Source organism: Gammaproteobacteria bacterium, from assembly GCA_036383255.1.
Classification (GTDB): Bacteria; Pseudomonadota; Gammaproteobacteria; order Natronospirales; family REEB76; genus DASUBN01.
In genome coordinates, this window is the sequence record DASVOS010000011.1 from 94,194 (window position 1) to 118,930 (window position 24,737).

Here is a 24,737-nt window from a genome sequence, read left to right on the forward strand (position 1 = left end):
CCCAGTGCCCCGCTTGGCTTCGAGCGGGGTCTTTTTTTGCCCCATAAAAAAATGAGGGGCCGGCTTGCGCCGGCCCCTCCTGCTTCACAGCAGATTACTTGCTGTCTATGCCATGGTCCTTGAGATACGGGCCGATGTCCGGATCATGGCCGTTGAAGGCCCGGAACATGGTGCCGTAGTCCTCGGTATTGCCGCGCGACAGGATCATCTCGCGGAAGCGGTCACCGTTCTTGCGGCTCAGGCCGCCGTTCTTCTCGAACCAGGCGAACGAATCGTCAGCCAGCATGCGGGTCCAGGTATAAGCGTAGTAGCCCGCCGCGTAGCCGTTGCTCCAGATATGCAGGAAGTAGCTCGAGCGGTAGCGGGTCGGCACTTCCTTCATGAGCAGGCCGTCCTTGCCGAGCTGGTCGTTCTCGAACTGGTCCACATCCTTCGGCACGCCGCCCGGGGCGAGCTCATGCCAGTTCATGTCCAGCTCGGAAGCGGCCAGCACCTCCGTCAGGTCGTAGCCCTGGTTGAAGGTGGCGGCCTTCTTGATCTTGGCCACGAGGTCGGCGGGCATGGGCTTGCCGGTCTGGTAGTGCACCGCGAAGTGCGCGAACACCTTCGGGTCCGAAGCCCAGTGCTCGTTGAACTGCGAGGGGAACTCGACCCAGTCGCGGGCGGTGTTGGCGCCGGACAGCGTCGGATACTCCTGGCTGGCGAACAGGCCGTGCAGGCCGTGGCCGAACTCGTGGAACATGGTGGTCACGTCGTCCCACGAGAGCAGCGCCGGCTGGCCTTCGGCGGGCTTGGTGAAGTTGGCGACGTTGAAGATCACCGGCTTCTGGCCGAGCACCTTGGATTGCACCACCAGGTTGCTCATCCAGGCGCCGCCGGACTTGTTGTCACGCTTGTAGTAGTCGCAATAGAACAGGCCCATCTCCGAGCCGTCCTTGTCGTACACCGTAAACACGCGCACGTCCGGATGCCAGACCGGCAGGTCGTGGCGTTCCTTGAAGGTCAGGCCATAGAGCTGGTTGGCGGCATAGAACACGCCGTCCTGCAGCACCTTGTTCAGTTCGAAGTACGGACGCACCTGGGCATCATCCAGGTCGTACTTGGCCTTGCGCACCTTCTCGGCATAGAAGTTCCAGTCCCAGGGCTGCAGCTTGAAGCCGCCCTTCTCCTGGTCGATCACGCCCTGGATCTCCTTGGCTTCGTCACGGGCCTTGGCGGTCACCGCCGGCACCAGCTTGCCGAACAGGTTGTCCACGGCGGCGGGGGTCTTGGCCATCTGGTCCTGCAGCTTCCAGGTGGCGTAGTTGGGGTAGCCCATCAGCTTGGCCTGCTCGGCGCGGATCGCGTCGATGCGCAGCAGGGTGGGACGGGTGTCGTTCGCGTCGTTGTGCTCGGTGCGCAGCCAGGAGGCCTCGAACAGCTTCTGGCGGGTGGCGCGGTCGGTGAGGAACTGCAGCGAGGGCTGCTGGGTGGTGTTCTGCAGCGGAATCACCCACTTGCCGGTGAGCTTGCGCGACTCGGCGGCCTTGGCGGCGGCGGCGATCTGCTGGTCGCTCAGGCCCGCGAGCTGGGCCTTGTCGTCCACCACCAGCGCGCCGGCCTTGGTGCCGGCCAGGAGCTGGTCCTGGAACTTGTTGGTGAGCCCGGCCAGTTCCGAGTTGAGCTTCTTCAGCTTTTCCTTGTCAGCGTCGTTCAACCTGGCGCCGGCCAGCACGGCCTCCTGATAGTAGTACTCCAGCAGGTGGTTCTGTTCCGGGTCCAGCTTGAGCTTGGCGCGCTCTTTGTAGAGGGTCTCGATGCGGGAGAACAGCTTGGAGTTCAGGGTGATGTAGTCCTGGGCCGCCTGGAACTTGGGGGCCTCCTCTTCCTGGACCTTCTGCAGCTCATCGTTGGTGTTAGCGCCGGTGACGGCGCTGAACACGAGACCCACGCGGGTCAGCAGCTGGCCGCTCTTCTCCAGGGCGGCGATGGTGTTCTCGAAGGTGGGTGCCGCGGTGTTGTTGGCGATAGCGTCCACTTCGGCGCGCTGCTGCCTGATGCCTTCCTCGATGGCGGGCTGGTAGTCGCTGTCCTTGATCTTGTCGAACTGCGGTGCCTGCATCGGCAGCGGGCTCGGCTTCGCGAACGGGTTGTCCGCGGTGAAGGATGCGGGGGCCGGGGCAGCGGCGGGCTTGGCGCCGTCCGCCAGGGCCGTGGAGGTCGCCGCGGCGATCATCGCCACGCCGACGAAGCTGAGGCTCAGGCTCTTGAACATGTGGTGATCCTCATTCTGGCTTATATTATGAGTGGCATCCCCGGGTGCCGGGGCGCTGCAAGGAAGGCCGGACTTTACCCCGGCCGGGGGCCCGAGGCCAAGGCCTTAGACCCGGTACCTAAGAGACCCGGCCCCGGGCCTTAGGTTCCGCCGGGGCCTTCAGGTTCCTGGGCTTCACCGCCGGCTTGGGATCGGCGAACCAGGCGAGATAGTCCCGGGCACCCTTGAGGCCGTTCGCCACGAGCGTGCGGACCTCAGCCTGGCTCAGGCCGAAGTCGGTGGCGCTCACCCCGGCCGCGTCGATGAACACCGTGCGGTGCCAGTCGTTCTCGTGCAGGTGCGCCTTGTTGGCGATGTCGGTCATGAATCCCACCAGCGCCTTGATGTAGTCCGCCACGTCGTTGATGTCCGCCGGCGGCAACTTCCAGCTCGCCTTCTCCGCCGCGATCTCGTCGGAGGTGTCCACCCGGAACCCCAGCGTCTCCTTGTTGTAGACCTGGTCCGCGTCGTAGACCGTGGGGTAGTCCGGCTTCACGCCGGCGCGCTTGTCGTCCAGGTACTTCCTGTCGTCGAAGAGGTCCAACGGGTAATTCCAGCTCACGCCGCCGTCCACCCGCACGTCCTTGCCCACACGCACCGCCTGGAAGAACAGGGGGATGCTCATGGAGGTGCGCGTGGCGGACCAGATCGGCACGTCCGGCGTGTCCTCCGCCGAGAACACCAGCGGCTGCTGGGTGCAGAGGTCGGTGCCCACCATGTAGAGCTCGCGCAAGCTGTTGCCGCCCTGGGCCCGCAGCTTGCGCAGCCCCGCGAAGGTCAGTCCCTCGTCCTTCGCATAACGCTTGATGATGGCCTTGATCCAATCGGCGAACGCGTCGCCCTTGTACCAGCCATAGTCCCTCACCAGGCGCAGCGGCGCACTCAGGGGGAAGCCTGCATCCATGAACTGATGGAAGTCCGTACCGCCCACGATGGCCGCCACGTCCTTGCTGCCGGCGCCCAACGCGAGCAACACGGCGGTGATGGCGCCTGCCGAGGTGCCGGCCACCCGCACGATGTTCGGCAGGATGCCTGCCTCCTCCAGCGCCTGGATCGCGCCGGCATAGGCGATGCCCTTGACGCCGCCGCCCTCGAACACGAGGTTACGGAACTGGCCGTACTTGCTGTCGCTTGGCATGTCTCATCCTCCCTGATGATGTGAGTCCTAAGACGGATGGCGCAGGGCGAAGGCCGGCGGGTCCAGCAGCCACTCCCGCAGCGCCGCCTTCTCCAACGGCGGGCTGATGAAGTAGCCCTGGGCGAAGTCGCAACGGTAGCTGCGCAGGCGCTCCAGCACCTCGCGGCTCTCCACCCCTTCCGCCACGATGGAGCGGCCGAGTTCGTGGCCGAGGTCGATGGTGGAGCGCACGATGGCCGAGTCATGCTCGTTCACCAGCATCTCGGTGGTGAACAGCCGGTCCACCTTGAGCTCGGTGAACGGCAGGTGCTTCAGGTGCACCAGCGAGGAATAGCCGGTGCCGAAGTCGTCGATGGAAAGCCCCACGCCGATGGCGCGCATCCGCTGGAACACCCCGGCCGCCAGCACCGCGTCACCCAGGATGCCCTTCTCGGTGATCTCGATGGTGAGTTGCGCCGGCGCCAGGCCGTTCTGCGCCAGCATCTCGGCGATGAAGTCCGGCAGCTTCTGGTCCCTGAGGTTCCCCGGCGAGAGGTTCACCGACACGCCCACGTCCAGGCCCGCGTCGTGCCACTCGCGACAATCGCGGATCGCCGCGGCCAGCACCCAGCGCGAGATCTTGTCCATGAGATCGCCGCTCTCGGCCAGCGGCAGGAATTCGTCCGGCAGCAGGAGCCGCCCGTCCTGGTGCTGCCAGCGCAGGAGCGCCTCCACCCGCACCGGCTTGCCGTCCGCCACCGCGATCTCCGGCTGATAGTGCAGCCGCATGTGGCGGTCGTCGATGCTGGAGCGCAGCTCGTTGGCGAGCTGGATGCGCGCCGGCGAGTGGGAATCCTGCTGCGAGTCGTAGGTCATGATGCCGGCGCGGCTGGCCTTGGCCGCATACATGGCCACGTCCGCGCGCCGCATCAGCGTGATGGCATCGCTGCCGTGGTCGGGGCACTGCACGATGCCGATGCTGGCACCCACCACCAGCTGCTGGCCTTCGATCAGGAACGGCAGTTCCAGTGCTTCCAGCAGTTGCGCCCCGAGACGCGGCGCATCCTCGGGCCCGCCGAGGCGTTCCAGCAGCACCGCGAACTCATCGCCGCCCAGGCGCGCGATGGTATCGGTGGAGCGCAGGTTGGCCCGCAGGCGCGCCCCCACTTTAGCCAGCAGCACGTCGCCGGTGTAGTGGCCGAAGGTATCGTTGATCTCCTTGAACCCGTCCAGGTCCAGGAACAGCAGCGCGAACGGCCGGCCCTGGCGCCGCATGGCGAGGATCCCCTGCTCGATGCGGTCGTGCAGCAGCACCCGGTTCGGCAGGCCGGTGAGGTCGTCGTGCAGCGCCTGGTGGCGCAGCGCGTCCAGGTGCGCCTTGCGGTCGCTCACGTCGCGCAGGATCGCGATCCAGTACTTCCCGACCTCGCCGTGGTCCGCGGGCATCACGTGCGCCTCCAGCGCGAAGCGCGAGCCATCCTTGCGCAGCGCCGCGAACTCCGCCTCGTACGGCAGCCCGCGCCGCATGCAGTCGCAGAGGGCCTCCACCGTGGCCTCATCTTCCGCCACGCAGAGGCTGCGCATGGTCGCGCCGACCGCGTCCGCCTCCGTGTGCCCGGTGATCTGGGTGAAACCGCGGTTCACGAACGTGATGCGCGGCTCGCCTTCCTCGGCCTGCTGCATGATCACGAAACCCTCGGCCGCGTTCTCCACCGCCGAGCCCAGGAGCCTCAGTTGGCCGGTGGCCTGCTCCAGTTCGCGGGTACGCTCCTGCACGCGCCGCTCGAGGCGGTCGTTGGCCTGCCTGAGTTCCTCCTCCAGGCGCTTACGTTGGAAGAACTCCGGCACCGGGGCCGGCGCGCGCGCGACGCCGGTGGCAGCGGCATGCTGGCGCGCGTGGCGCTTGAGGTGCTCCTCGATGCGCGAGGGCGGCGCCATGATGAATCGGCACTGCTCGCCGCCTGCGGCCAGGCACTCGATCTCCACCGCCACCAGCGGCAGCCCGAAGCTCTCCTCGCACCAGCCGGAGGAGTAGCCGGCGTTCATCACGCACACCGGCGCGTCGCTGCGCCGGTTCTTGGCCAGCCAGGAGTGCGACTCGAACGAAAACGGGTGGTCGTAGAGGAGGAAATAGTCCTCGTCCGGCGAGGGACGCGACTCGGGCGAGATATCCACGAACGCCCAGCCCGAGAACGCGAAGTGGATGGGTCCCGCCGAGAGGTTGTCGATCGGGTCGCTCACCGCCATCTTCTGCTGGAAACTGCGGGCGTCGGCCTTGCCGAGCGCGTGCGCCAGGTCGAACAGCAGGTTGTTGGCGACGCTGCGCGCCTCCTCCTTCCCCTTGTCCTGATAGAGCTTGGTGACCATCTCCACGAACTCGACCGAGAGCGAGGCCGCGCGCAGCAGCACGTAGCGCTCGCCGGCGATGGAGATGGTGGCGGTGTCGGGCTGCTCGACGCGGTTGGAGAAGTAGCGCGTCACGTACTCCTGCGCGCGCAGGAACGGCGTCTCGAACTGTTCGGGGACCTTGACGCTGGTGAGCCTGGCGCGCCCCTTCGCGCCCGCGCCGGCCCGGAGCTTCGCCAGCTCCGCCTCCAGCGCCGCGATGCGAGCCACTGTGTCCTTGACCGGGCGGCGGCGCTTGGCGCCACGCGCGGTCTGGGTCACGCGCTTCTTCTTCATACTCGTGCAGCGGCCGCGCTTTCGCGCGTGCGCCTCCCCATATACCGCCGGCCCCCAGCGTGCCTTGTACGGCTGTCATCATGGTCCGGGAGCCGCTCTTGCGGACACTATAACCCTTCCCCTCAGGCGCTGGCGGCCTCCGCATCCGGCGCGGGGCTGCGGCCCACCACCTGGTTGCGGCCGCCGTGCTTGGCCTGCAGCAGCCGCTGGTCCGCGCGCGACAGCAGCACGTGCGCCAGGGTACCGTCGTCCGGATATACCGCGACGCCGGCGCTCAGGGTGAACGAGATGGGGTGCTCAGGCGGTCCCACCACGAGCCGCGCCACCGCGAGGCGCATGGCCTCGGCCTTGGCGAACGCCGCCTCGGCGCCGGTGTCGTGCAGCAGCAGCACGAACTCCTCGCCGCCGAAGCGCACCACCACGTCGCTCTCCCGCAGGCTGTCCTGCAGCGTGCGCGCCAGCACCTTCAGCACCGCGTCGCCGGCCGCGTGGCCGTGACTGTCGTTGATCTGCTTGAAGTGGTCCGCGTCCACCACCACCACCGCGAAGCGCTGCTGGTAGCGCCGCGCGCGTTCGATCTCGTAGCCGAACAGCGTGTCGAAGTAGCCGCGGTTGAGCAGGCCGGTCATGGGGTCGCGGATGGCGCGGTTCACCAGGCGCTGCGAGCGCACCACGTAGGCGTAGCTGATGAACACCGCCGAGGCCATCAGGATCACGCGCGTCCACTGGTCGGCGCCGCTGAAGGCGCCATTGTAGCTGCTCTGCCGGTACAGGGCCGCCACGTCGTAGTGGGTCGCGACGTACCCCACCAGTGCGCCGTACTGCAGCACCACGAAGCCGCCCACCAGGATGCAGATGCGCCGGTCCTGGCGCAGGCTCATGGCCGCCAGCACCAGGAAGTACACTTCATAGGTGATCTTGTCGTTCACCCCGTCCAGAGGGTTGCCCACGATCACGAACAGCATGAGCGCCAGGGTCACCAGCGAGCCGTCGAAGATGGAGGTCAGGAAGCCCAGCCAGGGCTGGTAGGAGCGAAAGCGCAGGTAAGCCAGTACCGCGAGGCCGAAGATCATGGCCAGCACCGTGACCACGAAGCCCCAGATGTTCTCCGGGTTGGAAGGGTTCTCGATCAGGCGCCAGACCGGGGTGATGAGCAGCAGGGCCACCACCACCACGCGCACCAGCGCCACTTGGCGTTCGCCCTCGCCGCCGGCCAGCAGCATGGCGGCGTCGGGACGCTTCCAGAAATCACGCCAGAACTTGCCCATGGACCCCTTCCGGAAACCTCACGGATGAGCCTATCCGTGGCTGGCGATAGTGTCGGACCGGTTCCCTATCCCTTCCGATACTATAGACAAGTGCCCAGGACGGCGCGATGGGGAATTTCCCCGGACCCCTGCGGTCCTAGTCCTACACCCGCGCCCCCGCGGGCACCATCAGAACCACAAGGGTTACCATGGACGTCCGACCCCTCGTTACAGGCCTCCTTCTCATGTCCGTCTCCATCACCGCGGTCGCCGCCGCCCCCGAGCGCATCGTGCTGCCGGGCGGCGTGGTACCCCTGCACTATGCCCTCACCCTCACGCCGGACGCGGAGAAGCTCGCGTTCACGGGCGCGGTGCAGATCGACCTGGACGTGAAGCAGGCCACCCGCAGCATCCAGCTCAACGCCGCGGACCTCGCATTCACCAAGGTCAGCCTCTCGGGCACGGGCGAGACCCCCTCCGTCACCTTCGATGGTGAGCACGAGACCGCCACTTTGAGCTTCAAGTCGCCGGTGAGCGCCGGCCGCCACCGCCTGGACATCGAGTACACCGGCAAGATCAGCCAGCACCCGGCGGGGTTCTTCGCTCTCGACTATGACACCGCCAGCGGCAAGCGGCGTGCCCTCTTCACCCAGCTCGAGAACTCCGACGCGCGGCGCGTGCTCCCCTGCTGGGATGAGCCCGGCATCAAGGCGAGCTTTACCCTCACCGCCGTGGTGCCGGCGGCCGAGATGGCCCTCTCCAACACGCCGGTGGCCAAGACCACGCCGCTGGCCGGCGGCCTCGCCCGGGTCGAGTTCGCTCCCACCCCGAAGATGTCCTCGTATCTCCTCTTCTTCGGCCTAGGCGACTTCGAGCGCATCTCGAAGAAGGTGGATGGCGTGGACGTGGGCGTGGTGGTGAAGCGCGGCGACGCGGACAAGGCCAGGTTCGTGCTGGACGCGGCGGTACAGCTGCTGCCCTACTACGAAGATTATTTCGGCGTGAAGTACCCGCTCGCCAAGCTCGACCTCGTGGGCGGCCCGGGCCAGAGCCAGTTCTTCGGCGCCATGGAGAACTGGGGCGCCATCTTCTCCTTCGAGCGCGCGCTCATCCTCGACCCCAAGATCTCCACCGAGGAGGACCTGCGCCGCGTCTACATCATCACCGCCCACGAGATGGCGCACCAGTGGTTCGGCGACCTCGTGACCATGGCATGGTGGGACGACCTGTGGCTCAACGAGGGCTTCGCCTCCTGGATGGAGTACAAGGCCACCGACCACTTCCACCCCGAGTGGAAGCCCTGGCTCCAGTCGGTGAGCGCCAAGGAGAACGCCATGCGCCTGGACGCGCGCGACGGCAGCCACCCCATCGTCACCCCCATCTACGACGTGCTGCAGGCAAGCCAGGCCTTCGACAGCATCACCTACTCCAAGGGCCAGGCCATCGTGCGGATGCTGGAAGCCTACGTGGGCGAGGACGCGTTCCGCGCGGGCGTGCGCACGTACATGAAGGCCCACGCCTATGGCAACACCGTCACCGACGACCTGTGGCGCGAGCTGGACAAGGCCTCGAAGGAGAGCATCACGCGGGTGGCGCACGACTTCACGCTGCAGGCCGGCATCCCGCTGGTGCAGGCGGACTGCAACGAGACCGGCCTGCGCCTCACGCAGGCGCGCTTCACGGCGGACGGCGCCGGCCAGCCCGCCGGCAACTGGCACGTGCCGGTCAACATCGCGTCAGTGGACGGCACGCCGCTCTGGCACGGCTTCGTCTCGGCGGACAAGCCGGTGGACGTGCCGCTCGAGTCCGGCGTGGTGCCGCTGGTGAACGCGGGGCAAGGCGGCTACTACCGCGTGCTCTACGACGGCCCGAGCTTCGGCCGCCTCGCGGCGCGCTTCGAGGACCTCTCGCCCACGGACCAGCTTGGCCTGCTCAACGATAGCCAGGCGCTGGGCTATGCGGGCTACGAGTCGCTGACGGATTTCCTGCAGCTCACCCGCCACGCCTCCGCGAACCTGGACCCCATGGTCACCCGCACCCTGGTGGACCAGCTCGAGGAACTGGACTCCTTATATGAGGGGCTGCCGGGCCAGGCCGCGTTCAAGGCTTACGGCCGCAAGACGCTGGCGCCCGTGTTCGCCAAGGTGGGCTGGGACGCGAAGCCGGGCGAGGACCAGAACATCACGCTGCTGCGCAGCGACCTGCTCGGCGCCCTGGGCAAGTTCGACGACCCGGACGTGGTGAAGGAAGCCCGCGCCCGCTTCGCCAGGTACCTCAAGGACCCGGAGAGCCTGAACGCGGACCTGCGCCAGTCGGTGCTCGACATCGTGGCGGACCATGCGGACGCAGCCACCTGGGACCAGCTCCATGCGCTCGCCAAGGCCGCCACCTCCAACCTCGAGAAGCGCCAGCTCTACGTGTACCTGGGCTCGGCCCACGACCCGGCACTAGTGCAGAAGGCGCTCGCGCTCAGCCTCACGGAGGAAGTCCCGGCCACCACCCGCCCGGCGATCCTCGCCGCCACCTCGAACTATTACCCCGAGCTCGCGCTGGGTTTCCTCTCGGCCCACGAGAAGCTGTTCGAGAGCCTCATCGAGCCCGCGAGCCGCAACCGCTTCGGGCCGCGCCTCGCCGCCAACGGCCGCGATACCGCCATCATCGCGAAGCTCAGGGCCTATGCGGAACACAACATCCCCGAGTCCGCGCGGCGTGACGTGACCAAGGCCGAGGCGGCCATCACCGAGAACGCGCGCATCCGCGAGAAGCGCCTGCCGCAGGTGGACGCATGGCTCAAGACCCACACCGACTGAGGTGGCCTTGAAGGAGACGCGGCTCACGCCGTACCTGCCGGCGGCGGTCTTCACGCTGCTGGCGGTGTGGTTCGCCTGCCTCTACTGGCTGCTCATCAGCCTCGCCCAGGAAGGCCGGCTGCCCTTCGCCATGGGGCCGTTCGACTTCTCGCTGGTGGGCAACTCCATCCCCGGCCTGCTGCTGGGCGCGGCACTGCGGATGTTCGGCCCGGCGCTGGCAGCGGCGCTCACGCTGGCCTACTTCCAGGGCAAGCCGGGCCTCGCGGGATGGGGGCGCAGCCTCGTCCGCTGGCGCGTCCCGGGGCGGCTCTATCTCCTGGCGTTCCTGGGGCCGCTCGCGGTGAGCGCGCTCATCGTGGCCGCGGGCTATCCCCAGGGGCTGCTGCAGTTCGAACCCGCGCAGGTTCACCCGCTCAAGTTCGTGCTGCTCTTCTTCCTGATCGCCGTGTTCGATGGCCCCCTGGGAGAGGAGCCGGGCTGGCGCGGCCTGCTGCTGCCGGAACTGCTCAAGCAGCTCTCGCCGCTCAAGGCCGGCCTCGCGGTGGGCGTGGTCTGGTACCTGTGGCATATCCCGCTCTATCTCGCGGACGGCAAGGCCCTGCATCCGATGGTCTTCCTCGTGAACGTATTGAGCCTCTCGGTGGTGTTCACCTGGTTCTACATAAAGTCCGGCCGCAGCACGCTCCTCGCCATCCTGCTGCACACCAGCACCAACTACGCCCTGTTCCTCATCATCAAGTGCTTCACGCTGCCCCACGGCATCGATACACTGCAGCTCATCTATGACGCCATCCTGGTGCTGGCCGCCACCGCGGCCGCACTGGACATGCGCGGACCCAAGAGGCTCGCGCCGGCGGCGGTCTAGCAAAGGATCAAGTCGATGCGTCTACCGATGTTGCTGGCCGGGCTCCTGGCCGCATCCTCCGCCTCTGCGGGCGAGCAACTGCGCCTGAGCGGCGGCACCACCTACGACCGGGATGACGCCAACAGCACGTACGGCTGGGAGCTGGACTACGGCCACGGGCTTGGCGAGCATGTCCGCGTGACCGTGGGCTGGCTCAACGAGGGCCATCAGGACAACGATCATCGCGACGGCTTCACCGCGCAGCTCTGGGCACGCGCCTACCCCTTCGAGCACCTGGCGGTGGCTCTCGGCGCCGGGCCTTACCTCTTCTTCGACACGGCGAGGGATGAGGCGCATCCCACGTTCTCGCGGTACGACAACAGCCACGGCCTGCGGCCCATCTACAGCGCCGAGATCACCTGGTTCGTGGGCCAATCCTGGCTCGTGTACCTGCGCACCAACCGCATCGAGGCGGGCGCGCATGACTCGACCATGCACATCATCGGCATCGGCTACCGGTTCGACGAGCGCCCCGTCGGCGCATCCTTTGCCGGGGGAACCGGCACCCATCAGGTCGAAGTCTTCCTGGGGCGAACCACCCTCAACAGCTTCGCGCCCGAGCGCTCCACCGCCTACTCGGTGGATTACCGGCATGCCCTGACGCCCTATGCCGAGTGGACGCTGGGCTGGCTGAACGAAGGCGGCAACGAGATCATCCGCCGCAACGGCATCACCAGCCAGCTCTGGCTCGTGCATCCGCTGCCGCTGGACGGGTTCACGCTCGGCATCGGCGCGGGGGCTTACGTGGTGGTGAACCAGGAGAACCAGGTCTTCGTGCTGAACGGCAACGGTAAGCCGGTGCGGGTGGGCGACGACGACGACCGCCTGGCGGGCATCGTCAGCCTCACCGCGAGCTACGACTTCACCCCACGCTGGACGGCGCGCGCCTCCTTCAACCGGCTCCTGACGCGCTATGACCGGGACGCGGACGTGCTCCTGCTCGGCGCCGGCTACAGGTTCTGACCTTGCCCCAAGCCGCCTGGCTACCCGCTGCGCGATATGGAAAATGTCCCTCGTCCGCCACGGCAGCATCGCGCGTCACATCATTGACCGCGAAGGTTTTTCCGCCACGGCCGCCCGTCCCCTTTTGGACTTGGTCTCCGGCAGGCTCGGGCGTAGCGGACATATCGTGCGCCCCTGTGACTTTGGCACGCAAAGTATGTGACCGGGTTCGCAGTTAGCAGCGCGTTACACGCGTAGGGTCCACACCCTGCGCGCAAAACGCAGCAGCACATCCAGGATGTGCGACGACTCCATGCAACGTGGAGCCGGGGGCGGTTTATGCAATCTCTAATAAACCCCGGAGGAAGCACCATGACCCCGAGCCTAGCACTACGTACCCAGCCGAAAGACTTCGTCACCCATGTACGCAGCAAAGACGGTTCAAGGAGTGAATCCAAGTTCGAGAAGGAAGTGATCCTGCCGGCCCTGGACCAGCAGGACGTCTGCCTGCACGCCTGGGCCGATGCGCGCTTCGCCGTGGAGAACATGGCGGAACACGCCCAGTTCTTCGCCCTGCAGATGCCGCAGGAACTGGCGCCGCGCGAGCACGACCAGGCCGAGCAGTTCGAGGTGAAGTTCAAGGCCCTGCTCGCCAAGATCGCCGCCGAGGGGCCGCCGCAGGCCGATGCGGTCAAGGCGTTCTGCGAGACGGTGATCAAGGAGATCAAGCCCTTCATCGCGTTCAAGGAAGCCTGCCGCGAGGCCCAGGCCAGCGGCAAGCTGTACTGCCTGATCTGGCCTCTCGCCTTCGAGCACACCCAGCGCGAGGCGCAGCGCTGGTGCCGACGCCTGCAGGGCTTAGGGCTCGGCGACGCGGAGTTTGACCGCGCAGAGGTCAGCACTTTCTGGACCGGCAGCATGGATGAGGACTGCCGCTTCATCGCCCACCTGCTGGACCCGGAGGAGTACGCCCTGATCGACGCCTGCATGAAGACCAGCAGCGTGTTCCGCCACCTGAACCGCGGCGGCACCGGCGGCGTGGTCGCGTCCCTGGTGGGCGAGCCGGGCTCGGTGGTCGTCTCCCTGGTCAAGAACCAGGCGACCTATGAGATCCTGAGCTGCGCCGAGGCCATCCTGGACCTCAAGACCAAGCTCTGCCGCGACATCGAGGGCGGACGGGTCAAGAGCATGATGATCCCGGCCATGGCGGACCACCTGCGCCGCGAGTCCATCAAGTTCGTGGACGAGCTGAAGAGAGCGGTGTAAGCAAGCGGTTGGATGGGTAGTTGCATCGGCGGCCTGAAAGGGCCACGGTGCAACTACCTAGCCTTGCTCATGGGCTTCCCGCGCGGATAAGGCCTATACTGGCTCCTTCACCTGAAGGAACGCCACGTGGCCAAAGCCAATTACAAGTTCGACAAGCGCCAGCGGGACCTCGCCAAGCAGAAGAAGAAAGACGAGAAGCTGGCGAAGAAAGCCGCCAAGAAGGCCGCGGCGGCCGCGGGCGAGAGCGCCGGCGCCGCGCCCGAAGACGTGCCCCACTAGCCTTTTCCTCTAAGCCTCGTCTTCCGAGGCCGCCGTCACCTGCGGCAGGCCATCCTCATCCACTGTCACCCTCAGGTTGATGGGCCGGCAGCAGACCTGGCAATCCTCGATATAGCTCTGTTCGTCCACCGACAGATCCACCAGGATCTCGATGGGTTCGCCGCAGTACGGGCATGTGATGGAGGCGGGTTCCGTGGCGTTCAGCATCGGACGGCTCCTTACATTGAAAGGCCCGTCCCAGGTCGTCGCGGGTCGCTACGTTGCCTGGCTGGCGGGCCGTTGGTGGTAAGTCACCAGTGCTGTAAGCGGACGTGGCATCTAGGCCATCTGGCGCGGGGAGCACCCGCCCATGCGGAGCTTGGGAGTCCGCCGTCCGTACTTTGAAGTATAGTCCGCGCCCGGAAAATTACCTGGCCCGGGAAATGCCCTTCACAGTGAGGCTAGTGAAGGGTGCCATCAGCACGCTGCTGTGCTTCCCGGCAAGCCACATGGGTGGTCCTGAAACAGAAACCGACCGTGAAGTGCATCCGCTGGCCTGCCAAGCTCGGGATGAGCGGTGCCCGCACGCGTGAGACCTGCTTTACGACGGAATCACCCAACCTCTTGATGTCGTCGTTATAGAGGACTTCGACGTCGGAGATCATGCCATCCAGATAGGAGAATCCGACCATGACATAGCCGTGGTCTCCCGACCATTCCTCTCTCAATGCCGGCATCGCCTGATTCGTGACAGCCTGCCTCATGACGCTGGCGATATCCTCCGTGCTCGGCATCAGGGTGATCTCTACCTGGATATCGCGGGCCTCCATCTTCTCAGGGCCCTCTGCTTCCGGCAAAGGCAGATAGCGGATCTGGGACGTGATGTTGCGATCCACCTCCGGGTTACCGGAAGACTCGACGATGCCGACGGACGTAAACTTGCCATCCACGTAACTGATCCCAACCGTCGCCTTGAAGGCTTTTCGGTCGCCGCCCTGGATCACCCAGGGATAAGCGAGATGCAGGGACTGCTTGAAGGTCTCAAGCCAGGCCGGGTCTTCCCAATAAGGTCCAGCCGGCGCACTCGCGCAGCCGATCATGGCCAGCAGAATAAGTCCCGTGAGAGACAACTTCGATGGCATTTCCTTCCCCTAACTCAGCTCACGGTTACGAGAGTATTTTGGCCGCTTGTAGACGACTACTGTCTTCTCGAATCCCTCCCCTCCCAGGGCCCAGACCCAGGCCAGCACGCAGAGCACGGTGTCCGTGGCCCAGTAGTTGGTGGTGGCGAGGATCGCCACCAGCAGGCGCGGCGCGAATATCCAGCCCAGCCACCACAGGATGCCCCCGAAGGGCACGCTGGAGAGGAGCAGCGTCAGGCGCGGGAAGAAGAACATGAACAGGATGAACCATAACCCGTGATGGTTCCAGAAACTATCCATGGCTGTCGTGCCCTCTTCTAGCGATGAGTTGGCTTCACCGCCCCCTCGGCGAGGCGGTGAAGCGCATGCCTGTCAGTGGTGGCGGCCCAGACCGGCGAGGCCAGCGGCGGCACCCACGAAGATGATCAGCACGTACAGGCAAAGCATCACGATCATCAGGATGCCGGCGAACTTCCAGAAGGCCTTCTGGTTCTTGAGGGCGTCTTCCAGGGCGCCCTGGCCGACGCTGGGGATCAGCGAGATGGCCTTGGCGTAGCGGAGTAGATAGAGGCAGGGCATGAGGTAGATGACCGCCAGCACGATATAGAGGAGGCCGAACACCCGTCCGAAATTCGCCGGCATGCCGCTTTGCGCCGGCAGCGCGGAGAACGCCAGGGTGGCGATCAGCCCGAAGAAGATCATGAGGCCGGTGAACACGAATCCTACGATGGCGAGGAACTTCACCCACGGCCGGGTGGCGTTCAGGTAGCCCAGCGCACTCTCAGAGACGACGATCTGGTCAGCCATTGCAGTTCTCCCCGTTTGTTTGTTTTAGAAAAATTTAGGCGTCACCAGCTCACTCGACGGTCAGTTCGTATTCGATGTCCTGGATCATATGCCCGTAGTCCGGTGTAGAACTGTTGTATCTGCCGCCGAACTTGATCAGGTGGCGCCCCTTGCTCAAGGGTTTCAGCATGAGCCAGAACCCGTCGGTCGCCGAGGGGTATCCCGAATAAGGCTGCTGGTCTTCGGGAAGACGCGCGAAGATATCGAAGCAATCGTGCGTGGAGACCCGGAACCGCTTAAGGCCCTCGATGGACACGCCATCCACGGAGGCGAAGAGGTCCATGGCCGTGTCGTTGTCCAGCTCTGCATACTCCTGCGCGTCTGCACAGGTGAAATTCAAGGGGGTTGAACCCGGACCGGGAAAATAGACCATGTTGATGATGGGAAAGAACAGGGACTTGCCCGCGGGGATGGTGCAGGCCCGGTGGATCTTCGACGTGCCGTAACCTCCCGCCAGGAACCACACCGGACCCTGCTGATCCTGCGCGCAGTCCGCGCCCGTCTCATCCTGGATGGGACTCTTCTCCAGCGGCACTGACTCCGCCCACTGCCACCAGTCCTCGACCAGCCTCAACGAAACCTTGGGAGACACGACTTCGACCATCGAAGGCGGCACGTCGGCGAATCCAGCCAGCGGGGCCATGCCCAGCAAAGCCAGCCCAAAGAACCCCATCATTCCTTTGACGTATCGCATGCGTGGACCCCTTTCCAAGATTCGACGATAACAGCTGCCGAAATCCATGACAATTTCGTGGCGAAGCCCCCTAGGAAATGCAGGTGGTAAGCCCGCGGCTGCCTTAGCCAGACAGCATGCTGACCATGGAATGAAGGAATAGATAGTCCCTCCCCCTGAATCCGGGGAAGGGCACGTGGGATGGAAAACGCAGCCTGCCCTAAGTAAGCGTGGAGAGAAGCTTGTCCAGCTGCGCGAACTGCTCGTGCCAGGCCTCATCCATCTCCAAGGTGGCGTCGCAGGCTTCCTTGGAGGGATAGAGCTCGTGCAGGACCACTCGCGTCTTGCCGCCCTTCTCTTCGAAGGTCAGCGTGGTGACGTTGCCGCCGCCCTCTTCCTCGTTGGTCCAGACCATGCGGGCGTCCGGTATCACTTCGCTGTACTTGCCGAAGAACACCATGGGATTTGGGAACTGGGGATGACTGAACTCGAGACGGTAGCCGCCGCCGGTGCGGACATCCAACTCGCAGGAAAGCAAGGTCATGCCAGCGGACTTGGGCACCCACCAGCGCCTGAAGAGCTCGGGCTTGGTCCAGGCCTCGAACACGATGTGTGCGGGCGCGTCGAAGGTCCGGGTTACCACTAGTTCGCGGTCACCTTTTCGTTCGACCTTCGTATCGCCTTTCATTTCCGCTTCTCCTTTCTCTTCAATTCTTCGATGACGTCATCCAGCTCGCTGAAGCGCGCTTCCCAAAGCTGCCGGTAGCGCTCGATCCAGGCGGCTTCTTCCTCAAGCCGCCGCCGGCCAAGCTTGCAGGTGCGAACTCGCCCGACCTTCTCGGTGACCACGAGCCCCGCCTGCTCCAGGACGCTGACGTGCTTCTTCATGCCCGTGAGGGTCATGTGGAACTTCTCGGCCAGGTCCGTGATGGAAGCGTCCCCGCGTACCAGCTGTTCCAGGACCCCGCGCCGGGTGGCGTCCGAGAGGGCCGAGAACGATGCGTCGAAACGAGTACTGCTATACTGAACCATATAGTTCAGTATATAGCAGGGGCCGCAGCCATGCAAACGGTAGCTAAGGCTTGGTGACCAGGTAGGCGATCCAGAGGCTGGATACCCCGAGACCGTAGACGGCAAAGGCACCGAGGGCCAAGGCCGGTGCGAGCCGCCGCTCCGCCGCGGGCGTGGCCTCCCGGGGGTAGCCGCGCAGGAACAGGTGGCTGACCGTGAACGCCAGGGCCATGCCGCCCACGACATCCGCCACGTAATGTTGCTTGGTATAGAGGGTCGAGAGGGACACCAGCGTCGCCCAGGCGAAGGCGACCATGCCGGTGCGCCGATGGACCTTATGGCAGCAGCTGGCGGCCAGATAGCACTGGGCCACGTGCAAGGAAGGGAAGCAGTTGTAGCTGACGTCGGAGTCGTAGAGCCCGCGCATCACCGCGTCGGTGAAGCCGCCGCCGAGCACATCCGCGTGCACCGGCGCCGCGGTGGGATAGAGCAGGAACACTGCGAAGGCGGTGAGCCAGGTGGTCAGGTACATCCAGACGACCCGCCGGACCAGCTCCTGCTGGTGCACGACGAAGACCGGCAGTAGCGCCGCGAGGAACAGGGACAGATAGACCAATGACCAGGCAGGAACCAGGGGGAACAGCGCATCCAGCCGAGTCTCGGGCCGGTATGTGTGGCCATGGGCTACGAACGCGCCTATCACCAAGTAGAAGGGGATGATCGCGAACAGCGCGACCATCGGGAGCGTAAGGCGTTGCGGACGCAGGAACAACGTACGGGCAGCCCGGACGTCGTCCAGGAACCCGGATATGAACGAAGATTCAGCTAGCTCCACCCACTCTCTCCGAATGTCTCATAAGCTACTGCGTCTTCCCGAAACCCAATTCAGCTTGAGCGTATTTATGCTCCCACGCATCAAATACCTTGTCCTTCTCGGGATCGAAATCCCCGGTCAAATGTTCCCCATCGAAGGTGCCTGTCCATCTGCCATAGGCCTGGTAGAACAGTACCAACTCATGATCACTATCCCGAAACAACAGACCAACCGTCTGATCCTTGGTTGAGGGATACATGAGGCTGTTTAGACCTCGCATCCAGATATCATCGTCTTTGAATATATCCGCCAACTCATCCCGCGCATCCTTGCCAAGCAGTCGCATATGCGCATCATCCCGGTGCGGTTCCAGTGGTGTCACTACAGGAAAAATATAGACCTCCTGCGCTGATTTGATGAAATGCAGGGGCTGCTTCAATTCAGGAAGACCCTGACCAAACGCATCCCAACAAGGGTGCTCTGTATGATCCGTCCACACGCACTTCGTGCGTTTGGCAGTAAACCAACCCAAATCCCTATTTGCTTCATAGCCGTGCATTTCGTCCCCGCTGACCACCACCAGTTCCGAACTCTTCACGCCGATATCTCTTAACGCGGTGATTGCTTGAAGGACATCGGCAACGGATACGGAATCCAGGCGACCAGATACCGGAACACCCTCGATATTGGCCGGTCCAGCGGGGATATCTTGATGCCAACCGGGCGGTGGCTCGCTAGCGAGTGCCTGGGTCGTCAGAAAAGCAAATACGAGAATGAAATACTTGCGCATGAGTTAATTAGAACACATTGGTAATGAGCCAGCGGGTGCCATCCACCAGATCCCTGACCTGGAGCTTGGTTGGGGCCTCCCCTTCCGCGCGGGAGCGAGTATCTATCTCCGCGAGCCAGATGGCCTGCGCGTGGACCGGGACGTCGAAGATTTTCGCGGTGTGGAGCGCATCTATATATTCCCGGAGCAGAGGGGTCTGCTTACGGAACTTGAGCTTGTGCTTGGCGGCGAGCTTGCGGAGGTAGATCTCGAGCACCGTGCCGGCGAGGACGCCGGCGGCGCGCTCGTTGATGGCGATGAGGCCGCGGGCGGTCTCGAGGAGCGCGAGCTGCAGGCCGCGCTCGGCCTGGTCCTCGGATTCGATGGAAGACCATGCCAGGCGGTCCGTGATGGACTTCAGGATCGCGAGCTGGTTCCTGAAGCCTCGGAGGGTATCCGGGCGGGGATCGAAGTCCTCATCCACGGTCTCCCGGCCCCGGAAGTAATCCTGGATCACGTAAGCGCCCGTATTGAAATACGCGTACTTCGGGTCCGTGAAGTAGTACGACTGGAATTCCCAGTACCGATCCAGCGCGAGCTGCTTCATAAGAGGTAGGGCGCGGGAATACCAAGATTGATAGCCTTCCTCAAAGGACACCCCCTCCTCCTTGTCGGCGAATGCCTTTGCTAGGGCCTTCCCTTCCTTGTGCAACGTCTCCAGCTGCTTCCTGGCTTCCTCTTCTGTGATCATCGGCGGCTCCCATCTCTAAAAGACAGGATGCTGGCCGCGCTTCATTTGAATGGATAGCCCCTCCTCCACTGCTCAGGGATGAGGGGCTAGTTATATGAATCTTTTATGACAGTGGGGAGGGGATTGCGCGGTCCAGGAAGTCGTGATCTGTCCCCGACCGTTTACCCTGGGAAGTGGCCGAACGAGCGATCGTCAATTCTCTCCCGCGCGGAGCTCCCACTCGTAGATCTTCTTCTGCACCGCATCGGCGTTGTCAGCGTGGGGCACCAGCAGCAGATAGCGCTTCATCTCATTGGATGCCCACCCATAGTCGCCGACTTCGGCCAGCACCAGCGCGACGTTGAAATGTCCCTGCGGCCACCAGGGCGAAGCGGCGAGCGCGCGGCAGTACAACTCCACGGCTTGAATGTTATTCTTCTGACGCACCGCGTCCTCGGCCTGGATGCTGTATTTCTCGGTCTCAGGACCGATCGCAGGCGGAGTGGCCTGAGCACGATAGTCCGCCGCAATCTTCTCGAAGGCCACGTCGTCTGGAATCGCCGGCGTGGCGGGCGCCGATTGCTTCAGATAGAACAGGGCATCAAGCAGGCTTCGGGCATTGTCGGACCCCGCATTGCGGTCCGGTATGATGGCCCACTTTGCATCCAGCCAAACAGCGTAAGAATCAGGCCCGCCGGTATAGAAGGTGTCCTGCATCTTGGGCTGCAGGGCGGCAAACTGGAAACGATAGGGCTTGTTGTCCGTCACCACATCCAGCATGTCCCGGGTGACAATCACCGCCGTGATATGCCCGCCACCCTGGCCACTACTCCGGCCTGAAAGGCGCGACTCCTGGAAGTCCGGGACGATGCCATACCCGACGGACGCGCGCTTCACGGTGTCGCGGGCATCCTCGAAGCTCATGGACCGAAGCGCCTCCTTGTCGGGCGAGTCAGATACGCTCGTCATACAGCTGCTTAACGCAAGCATGGCCAGCAGCATCGAGACCGATCGAACCTTTCTCACGTAATTCAGCTGCAACATTGAAGTCTCCTGAAATGGTGAAACCACGGCGGCTGAACCTAGCGGTTCTGTGAATAACCGCTGTTGTAGGACTCGAGCCAGTCCACCCGGCAGCCGCCGCTGGCACGCGGATCGTTAAATCCGCTGTTCGGCTTGCCACTGTTGTGATCGAGCTGGCCTTGGCGTGCGGCTTCGTCGAGCCTCATCTTCTGTTGTTTACTGCCCGCGGCGTAGCCGCCGTGGTAGTCGCCCACACAGGCTTGCAGGCGGTCTCCCGGCAGAGTTGCGCAAAAGGTGCCGGCGTTCTGCGAGAAGCATTCGGAAGCATCGTGTAGACCCTTGATGTATGCATCAGAGCGCATAGGAGCCGCCGCCTGCTGCGCCGGGATCGTGGCCCCAGCGTTCCCGCCCATGGGCGCGAGACTGGGGTCGCCGGTGACGCCCATCATATGCAGATCGCCCGACGCGCCGCCGCTCTCGCCGAGCAAGCGCGCCTTGGTCTCATCGGCCTTGCGCGCGGCCTCTGCCGCCCGCTGCTGGTTCTCGGCTTCGGCTGCCGCCTGCTGTGCCGCCTCTTCGCGTTCCCGCTCGGCTTCGGCGGCTGGATCGGGCGTGAGGCCATTGATGAGGATCGCGGCACCCAGGCCCACCACCCCGACGCCGACCTCCTGAGCATCGCTGTTCACGGCGCCTTTCACGAGGGCGCTGGAAGACTGCTGGATCAAGTTGCCGGGATCAGAAGGAGGCGCCGCGGCGGCGCCGGAGCACGTGCGGCTGCCAGAGCCCGTAGTTTCACCAGGACAGATGCAGCCGTCTTGAGCGACCCAGTCGTTATAGTTCGAAGCTGCCCGACCTCCGGAGGCGACGCACTCCTGGAACATCTGCTGCACTTCGGCCTCTTCGCCGTTGCCCCAGGCTGCCGGCGCGCAGAAGACGGCGCCGAGTAGAGCCACAAAAGCCAATTGCCATGGTTTCATGTCTGTATCCCCTCTCAGACATTAATGCGAAGCGCGATGCCTATCGGATGCATCTAATGCCATAGGATAGGTTGAAGCAGACGCTCGACGATAAGCCCCTGATATTGGTCGAATTACGCCGCAGCCAACCAAGGGATGCGGTATTGGGGAGATAGTGCGGTTCAGAAAAACTGGTCTGCCACTTCGCTCCGCTAGGTCTCTTTTTCAGATTGGGCATGCACGTGCGCCCTACCCTCGTCATCCACCGTGACCGTCATGTGCATGGGCCGGCAGCAGACCTGGCAATCTTCAATGTAGCTCTGCTGCTCCACCGAAGGATCGACCAGGACTTCGATGGTCTCGCCACAGTAGGGGCAGGAGATCTCGAAAGATTGGGTCTCGATTAAAGGCAATGGCCTACCTCGCCAGAGGGAGTCGCGGCTCAAGGAACCGTGGTATGGGGCCTATTATTCGCTACGGATTTGCGCTGATATATTTCCGTCCGCCGTCGGAGCGGCTTGCGCCGCGCAACCCAGCAAAGTAGCCAGTGCTAACACTATCGATCTGAGCCTATCCACGAACCTCTCCCGATTCCTCATTGTTTTAGTCCATATCGCGCATACCGAACCGTGCCAGGTATCCAGCACATCAGCCACCTACAAAAGAGTTCTTTGGTGGACCATTTAGCCCTTATAGATACCCATCAGCCTCTAGCCCGCAAATAAATGTGTCTGTCCCCTAGTGTTCCCTAGGTGTGCCAAGGCATCGGGGAGGGGCTATATGCCTATGATTGGAATGTTTATCATTAGCCATTAAGGCAAAAAACGGCTTAATTCGCATAATTTATGCTGTTTTTTTACATTTAATGAGTTATTTTTGTACAATTTTGACTTTAACTGCTACATTTAAGCGGTCACAACTGAGATCACCACAATGCTACTCCGATTTGGCACCTCCAACGCTGGTTCTATTAAGGACTATCAAGAGCTTTCATTAGCAGCTTCATCCCTATCCGATGAAGGCGGCCAGGTATTCGAGACTTCGCATGCGAAACACGGAGTGCTCCCAGTAGTAGCGCTATACGGAGCAAATGCATCTGGCAAATCAACAATACTTAGAGCCATTCAATTTTTGCGCAGCGGCGTCGTCAAATCTCACAAGACTGGCGACTCCGAAACTGAAACGGGACGCGAGCCATTCCTGCTGGATAAGAAGTTTCGTCTCGAACCATCTCAGTTCGATTGTGATTTCTTGCTGAACGATGTTCGTTATCACTATGGATTCATCGTGGACGACAAGAAAGTGCACGAAGAGTGGCTTTATGCTTATCCGCAGAAGCATCGACAGATTTGGTTTCATAGAAATAGAGAAAAGGGGTTCCTGTTCGGAAGAGAGTTGAAGGGGAAAAACAAAACTATTGAAGCTCTAACTAGAGACAATAGTCTTTTCCTTTCAGCTGCTGCTCAAAATAACCATGAGCAGTTGACTCCAATTAGTGAGTATTTCCAGAAGAAATTCAGATTTCTCCTTGATCACGAACTGCCAAACGAAATTGTTCTTGCGGATAGATTGAAAGATGAAAAGGTGAGAAACGCCGTAGTAGGCATTTTGCGATTTTCAGATCTTGGCATCACCGGCGCACGAGTTGATGATCAGGAAATCGATAAGCGAAAGCTAAAAATGTACAAAGATCTGTTCAAAGTCGTCGCCAAGAATACTGAAGCTGGAGATGACGAGCTCAAGAAGAGCTTGGATATGATGTCGCATAAGTTCCAATTAAGCCATAAAGGCAAGAATGGAGAAGATATTTATCTAGATTTCAATTCCGAAAGTAGAGGCACTCAAACGCTAATCGCGGTACTACCCGCGGTCTTGAAGACGCTTGCCCTAGGTGACGTATTATTCATTGATGAATTTGATACCAGCATGCATTCATTGGTATCAGCGTTTATTATTCGATTATTTACATCTAAACAATCCAATCCCAATTGCGCGCAACTCGTATTTACGACACACGATACTAATCTATTGTGTGAAAAGCATCTTCTACGCAGGGATGAAATTTGGTTTACCCAAAAAACGAAGGATGGCAGTACTCATCTTTACCCGCTAACCGATATAAAGACTAGGAAGACAGATAATATTGAAAAGGGTTACCTGCAAGGTCGCTTTGGAGCAGTACCTTTTATTGGCGATGTAGAAGCACTATTCGACATTGGTAAAGACGCCTAGCCCGTGAGTAGAAAATATCCTAAATCAGGAGATATTAGGCGACGTGGCGCTAAGTTCGCTCCGCGTGCTCTAGTAATAGCGGTATGCGAAGGCGAGAATACTGAGCCCAGATACTTGAAGGCATTTTCCGCCGAGCACGGCAATCAACTTATCGAAGTAGTGGTTATTGGTGCGGCTGGCGTACCGGGCTCAGTAGTCGATAGAGCAATAGAAGAAAAGAAAAGAGCGGAAAAGGAAGCAAGACGTAGCAAAAATAGCTTCGACAAACTCTTCGAAGTGTGGGCGATATTTGATGTCGATACGCATCCCAATATCGAGAATGCAAAAAATAAGGCTCGTACGCATGGCGTCAAACTTGCTATTTCAAACCCATGCATTGAACTATGGGGTATTTTTCATCTTTCTGACCATGATCGTCCCGATGACGGCGCGGAATTGCAGCGGAAACTACACAAATTGATGCCAAATTACGATAAAGATCGTGGGAAAAGCTTTGACTATGAACTCATGCGCCCGAACTATGAGACTGCAAAAAGACGTTCGGTAGCCAGTTGCAAGAAGAGACGAGAGGAAGCAAATTTGGGTGGCAATCCTTCAACTGATATTCATGAACTTCTAGATACCATCATTAAGAATGGCGTAAAAGCATTCAGCTAGCAATAGCAAAGCGTCGATGCGAAAATGTCATCATGGCTCTAACACTTCGGTACTCTGAGTCTGTCCCCAGCTGCCTCCGAAAGATTGAGTGCGCTTCTTCTTCCCCATCTCACGCCTCAACCACTTGGGTCTCACCGGCATACTCGCCAGTCAGTGAATTGGCGAATTCCAGAGCTTCATCCAAGGATTCATCCGCATGGCTGGTGGTCAGCAATTCATAGACATCGTTGCCGAACCCAACACATATCTCATCGACGATGTCTTCGATCCGGGAGCAATCCTTCCCGACCACACCGACGTAGATGACTCCGGCGGCCCTGAACTCGGCCACGAGCTGTTCCAGATTCGCGGGACAGCCGTTGGGA

Annotated in this window: 25 protein-coding genes; 7 read left to right on the top strand and 18 right to left on the bottom strand. The window is 62.2% G+C overall.

The annotated features are described in order from the left end of the window. Nucleotides 1–94: 94 nt before the first annotated feature. The 4 genes from dcp to VF651_07285 form a co-directional block, all read right to left on the bottom strand. Nucleotides 95–2,254 (bottom strand): peptidyl-dipeptidase Dcp, encoded by a 2,160-nt coding sequence (gene dcp / locus VF651_07270; protein HEX7965502.1) that lies wholly within the window; start codon nt 2,252–2,254, stop codon nt 95–97. A 118-nt stretch (nt 2,255–2,372) separates the two neighbouring features. Further along, entirely contained in the window at nt 2,373–3,431 is a 1,059-nt protein-coding gene (locus VF651_07275; protein ID HEX7965503.1) for a patatin-like phospholipase family protein, read from the bottom strand. A 27-nt stretch (nt 3,432–3,458) separates the two neighbouring features. Continuing rightward, complete coding sequence (locus tag VF651_07280; GenBank protein ID HEX7965504.1) at nt 3,459–6,092, bottom strand: EAL domain-containing protein; 2,634 nt, start codon at nt 6,090–6,092, stop codon at nt 3,459–3,461. 122 nt (nt 6,093–6,214) lie between these two features. Next, nucleotides 6,215–7,360: a GGDEF domain-containing protein gene (locus VF651_07285; protein HEX7965505.1), complete on the bottom strand. Its 1,146-nt coding sequence runs from the start codon at nt 7,358–7,360 to the stop codon at nt 6,215–6,217. A 188-nt stretch (nt 7,361–7,548) separates the two neighbouring features. Between VF651_07285 and VF651_07290 the strand changes: the two genes are divergently transcribed. From VF651_07290 to VF651_07310, 5 genes are all read left to right on the top strand, one after another. Beyond that, complete coding sequence (locus VF651_07290) at nt 7,549–10,149, top strand: M1 family metallopeptidase (protein ID HEX7965506.1); 2,601 nt, start codon at nt 7,549–7,551, stop codon at nt 10,147–10,149. A gap of 7 nt (nt 10,150–10,156) precedes the next feature. Continuing rightward, a complete protein-coding gene (locus tag VF651_07295; GenBank protein HEX7965507.1) occupies nt 10,157–11,014 on the top strand; it encodes a CPBP family intramembrane glutamic endopeptidase in 858 nt (285 codons plus the stop codon). Between the two features lie 15 nt (nt 11,015–11,029). Then, nucleotides 11,030–12,016: a hypothetical protein gene (locus VF651_07300; protein HEX7965508.1), complete on the top strand. Its 987-nt coding sequence runs from the start codon at nt 11,030–11,032 to the stop codon at nt 12,014–12,016. Between the two features lie 351 nt (nt 12,017–12,367). Next, complete coding sequence (locus tag VF651_07305) at nt 12,368–13,261, top strand: DUF2935 domain-containing protein (GenBank protein HEX7965509.1); 894 nt, start codon at nt 12,368–12,370, stop codon at nt 13,259–13,261. A 126-nt stretch (nt 13,262–13,387) separates the two neighbouring features. Beyond that, nucleotides 13,388–13,540 (top strand): hypothetical protein, encoded by a 153-nt coding sequence (locus VF651_07310; protein ID HEX7965510.1) that lies wholly within the window; start codon nt 13,388–13,390, stop codon nt 13,538–13,540. A gap of 9 nt (nt 13,541–13,549) precedes the next feature. Here the strand turns inward: VF651_07310 and VF651_07315 are convergent, their stop codons facing one another. From VF651_07315 to VF651_07375, 13 genes are all read right to left on the bottom strand, one after another. Further along, on the bottom strand, nt 13,550–13,747 hold the full coding sequence (locus tag VF651_07315; GenBank protein HEX7965511.1) for a CPXCG motif-containing cysteine-rich protein: 198 nt from the start codon (nt 13,745–13,747) through the stop codon (nt 13,550–13,552). Between the two features lie 233 nt (nt 13,748–13,980). Continuing rightward, nucleotides 13,981–14,661, bottom strand: coding sequence for a hypothetical protein (locus tag VF651_07320; GenBank protein ID HEX7965512.1), 681 nt, complete (start codon nt 14,659–14,661; stop codon nt 13,981–13,983). Between the two features lie 9 nt (nt 14,662–14,670). Beyond that, complete coding sequence (locus tag VF651_07325; protein ID HEX7965513.1) at nt 14,671–14,961, bottom strand: hypothetical protein; 291 nt, start codon at nt 14,959–14,961, stop codon at nt 14,671–14,673. 72 nt (nt 14,962–15,033) lie between these two features. Next, on the bottom strand, nt 15,034–15,468 hold the full coding sequence (locus tag VF651_07330) for a hypothetical protein (GenBank protein HEX7965514.1): 435 nt from the start codon (nt 15,466–15,468) through the stop codon (nt 15,034–15,036). Between the two features lie 49 nt (nt 15,469–15,517). Then, on the bottom strand, nt 15,518–16,201 hold the full coding sequence (locus VF651_07335) for a hypothetical protein (GenBank protein ID HEX7965515.1): 684 nt from the start codon (nt 16,199–16,201) through the stop codon (nt 15,518–15,520). A 199-nt stretch (nt 16,202–16,400) separates the two neighbouring features. Then, nucleotides 16,401–16,868, bottom strand: a complete 468-nt coding sequence (locus VF651_07340) for an SRPBCC family protein (protein HEX7965516.1) — start codon at nt 16,866–16,868, stop codon at nt 16,401–16,403. Then, entirely contained in the window at nt 16,865–17,212 is a 348-nt protein-coding gene (locus VF651_07345) for a metalloregulator ArsR/SmtB family transcription factor (protein ID HEX7965517.1), read from the bottom strand. The genes VF651_07340 and VF651_07345 overlap by 4 nt, the downstream gene beginning before the upstream one ends. 43 nt (nt 17,213–17,255) lie before the next feature. Beyond that, on the bottom strand, nt 17,256–18,026 hold the full coding sequence (locus VF651_07350) for a phosphatase PAP2 family protein (GenBank protein HEX7965518.1): 771 nt from the start codon (nt 18,024–18,026) through the stop codon (nt 17,256–17,258). 25 nt (nt 18,027–18,051) lie between these two features. Beyond that, complete coding sequence (locus tag VF651_07355; protein ID HEX7965519.1) at nt 18,052–18,795, bottom strand: hypothetical protein; 744 nt, start codon at nt 18,793–18,795, stop codon at nt 18,052–18,054. 7 nt (nt 18,796–18,802) lie between these two features. Next, nucleotides 18,803–19,525: a hypothetical protein gene (locus VF651_07360; protein ID HEX7965520.1), complete on the bottom strand. Its 723-nt coding sequence runs from the start codon at nt 19,523–19,525 to the stop codon at nt 18,803–18,805. Between the two features lie 192 nt (nt 19,526–19,717). Continuing rightward, nucleotides 19,718–20,548: a hypothetical protein gene (locus VF651_07365; GenBank protein ID HEX7965521.1), complete on the bottom strand. Its 831-nt coding sequence runs from the start codon at nt 20,546–20,548 to the stop codon at nt 19,718–19,720. Between the two features lie 38 nt (nt 20,549–20,586). Further along, a complete protein-coding gene (locus VF651_07370; GenBank protein HEX7965522.1) occupies nt 20,587–21,504 on the bottom strand; it encodes a hypothetical protein in 918 nt (305 codons plus the stop codon). A 191-nt stretch (nt 21,505–21,695) separates the two neighbouring features. Next, nucleotides 21,696–21,896 carry a CPXCG motif-containing cysteine-rich protein gene (locus tag VF651_07375; protein HEX7965523.1) on the bottom strand — a complete coding sequence of 67 codons (201 nt, stop codon included), beginning with the start codon at nt 21,894–21,896 and terminating at the stop codon, nt 21,696–21,698. Nucleotides 21,897–22,416: 520 nt separating this feature from the next. Between VF651_07375 and VF651_07380 the strand changes: the two genes are divergently transcribed. Both VF651_07380 and VF651_07385 read left to right on the top strand, forming a co-directional pair. Beyond that, nucleotides 22,417–23,715, top strand: a complete 1,299-nt coding sequence (locus VF651_07380; GenBank protein HEX7965524.1) for an ATP-binding protein — start codon at nt 22,417–22,419, stop codon at nt 23,713–23,715. A gap of 3 nt (nt 23,716–23,718) precedes the next feature. Next, complete coding sequence (locus VF651_07385; GenBank protein HEX7965525.1) at nt 23,719–24,372, top strand: RloB family protein; 654 nt, start codon at nt 23,719–23,721, stop codon at nt 24,370–24,372. 109 nt (nt 24,373–24,481) lie between these two features. Here VF651_07385 and VF651_07390 read toward each other — a convergent pair whose 3' ends face one another. Next, the gene (locus VF651_07390; protein HEX7965526.1) at nt 24,482–24,703 is read right to left on the bottom strand and encodes a hypothetical protein; all 222 of its coding nucleotides are present in this window, start codon (nt 24,701–24,703) and stop codon (nt 24,482–24,484) included. Nucleotides 24,704–24,737: the final 34 nt, after the last annotated feature.

Coding starts and splice junctions, on each gene's coding strand:
- dcp (HEX7965502.1), bottom strand. CDS start 2,254: ATGTTCAAGAGCCTGAGCCTCAGCTTCGTCGGCGTGGCGATGATCGCC.
- VF651_07275 (HEX7965503.1), bottom strand. CDS start 3,431: ATGCCAAGCGACAGCAAGTACGGCCAGTTCCGTAACCTCGTGTTCGAG.
- VF651_07280 (HEX7965504.1), bottom strand. CDS start 6,092: ATGAAGAAGAAGCGCGTGACCCAGACCGCGCGTGGCGCCAAGCGCCGC.
- VF651_07285 (HEX7965505.1), bottom strand. CDS start 7,360: ATGGGCAAGTTCTGGCGTGATTTCTGGAAGCGTCCCGACGCCGCCATG.
- VF651_07290 (HEX7965506.1), top strand. CDS start 7,549: ATGGACGTCCGACCCCTCGTTACAGGCCTCCTTCTCATGTCCGTCTCC.
- VF651_07300 (HEX7965508.1), top strand. CDS start 11,030: ATGCGTCTACCGATGTTGCTGGCCGGGCTCCTGGCCGCATCCTCCGCC.
- VF651_07305 (HEX7965509.1), top strand. CDS start 12,368: ATGACCCCGAGCCTAGCACTACGTACCCAGCCGAAAGACTTCGTCACC.
- VF651_07315 (HEX7965511.1), bottom strand. CDS start 13,747: ATGCTGAACGCCACGGAACCCGCCTCCATCACATGCCCGTACTGCGGC.
- VF651_07320 (HEX7965512.1), bottom strand. CDS start 14,661: ATGCCATCGAAGTTGTCTCTCACGGGACTTATTCTGCTGGCCATGATC.
- VF651_07325 (HEX7965513.1), bottom strand. CDS start 14,961: ATGGATAGTTTCTGGAACCATCACGGGTTATGGTTCATCCTGTTCATG.
- VF651_07330 (HEX7965514.1), bottom strand. CDS start 15,468: ATGGCTGACCAGATCGTCGTCTCTGAGAGTGCGCTGGGCTACCTGAAC.
- VF651_07335 (HEX7965515.1), bottom strand. CDS start 16,201: ATGCGATACGTCAAAGGAATGATGGGGTTCTTTGGGCTGGCTTTGCTG.
- VF651_07340 (HEX7965516.1), bottom strand. CDS start 16,868: ATGAAAGGCGATACGAAGGTCGAACGAAAAGGTGACCGCGAACTAGTG.
- VF651_07345 (HEX7965517.1), bottom strand. CDS start 17,212: ATGGTTCAGTATAGCAGTACTCGTTTCGACGCATCGTTCTCGGCCCTC.
- VF651_07355 (HEX7965519.1), bottom strand. CDS start 18,795: ATGCGCAAGTATTTCATTCTCGTATTTGCTTTTCTGACGACCCAGGCA.
- VF651_07360 (HEX7965520.1), bottom strand. CDS start 19,525: ATGATCACAGAAGAGGAAGCCAGGAAGCAGCTGGAGACGTTGCACAAG.
- VF651_07365 (HEX7965521.1), bottom strand. CDS start 20,548: ATGTTGCAGCTGAATTACGTGAGAAAGGTTCGATCGGTCTCGATGCTG.
- VF651_07370 (HEX7965522.1), bottom strand. CDS start 21,504: ATGAAACCATGGCAATTGGCTTTTGTGGCTCTACTCGGCGCCGTCTTC.
- VF651_07380 (HEX7965524.1), top strand. CDS start 22,417: ATGCTACTCCGATTTGGCACCTCCAACGCTGGTTCTATTAAGGACTAT.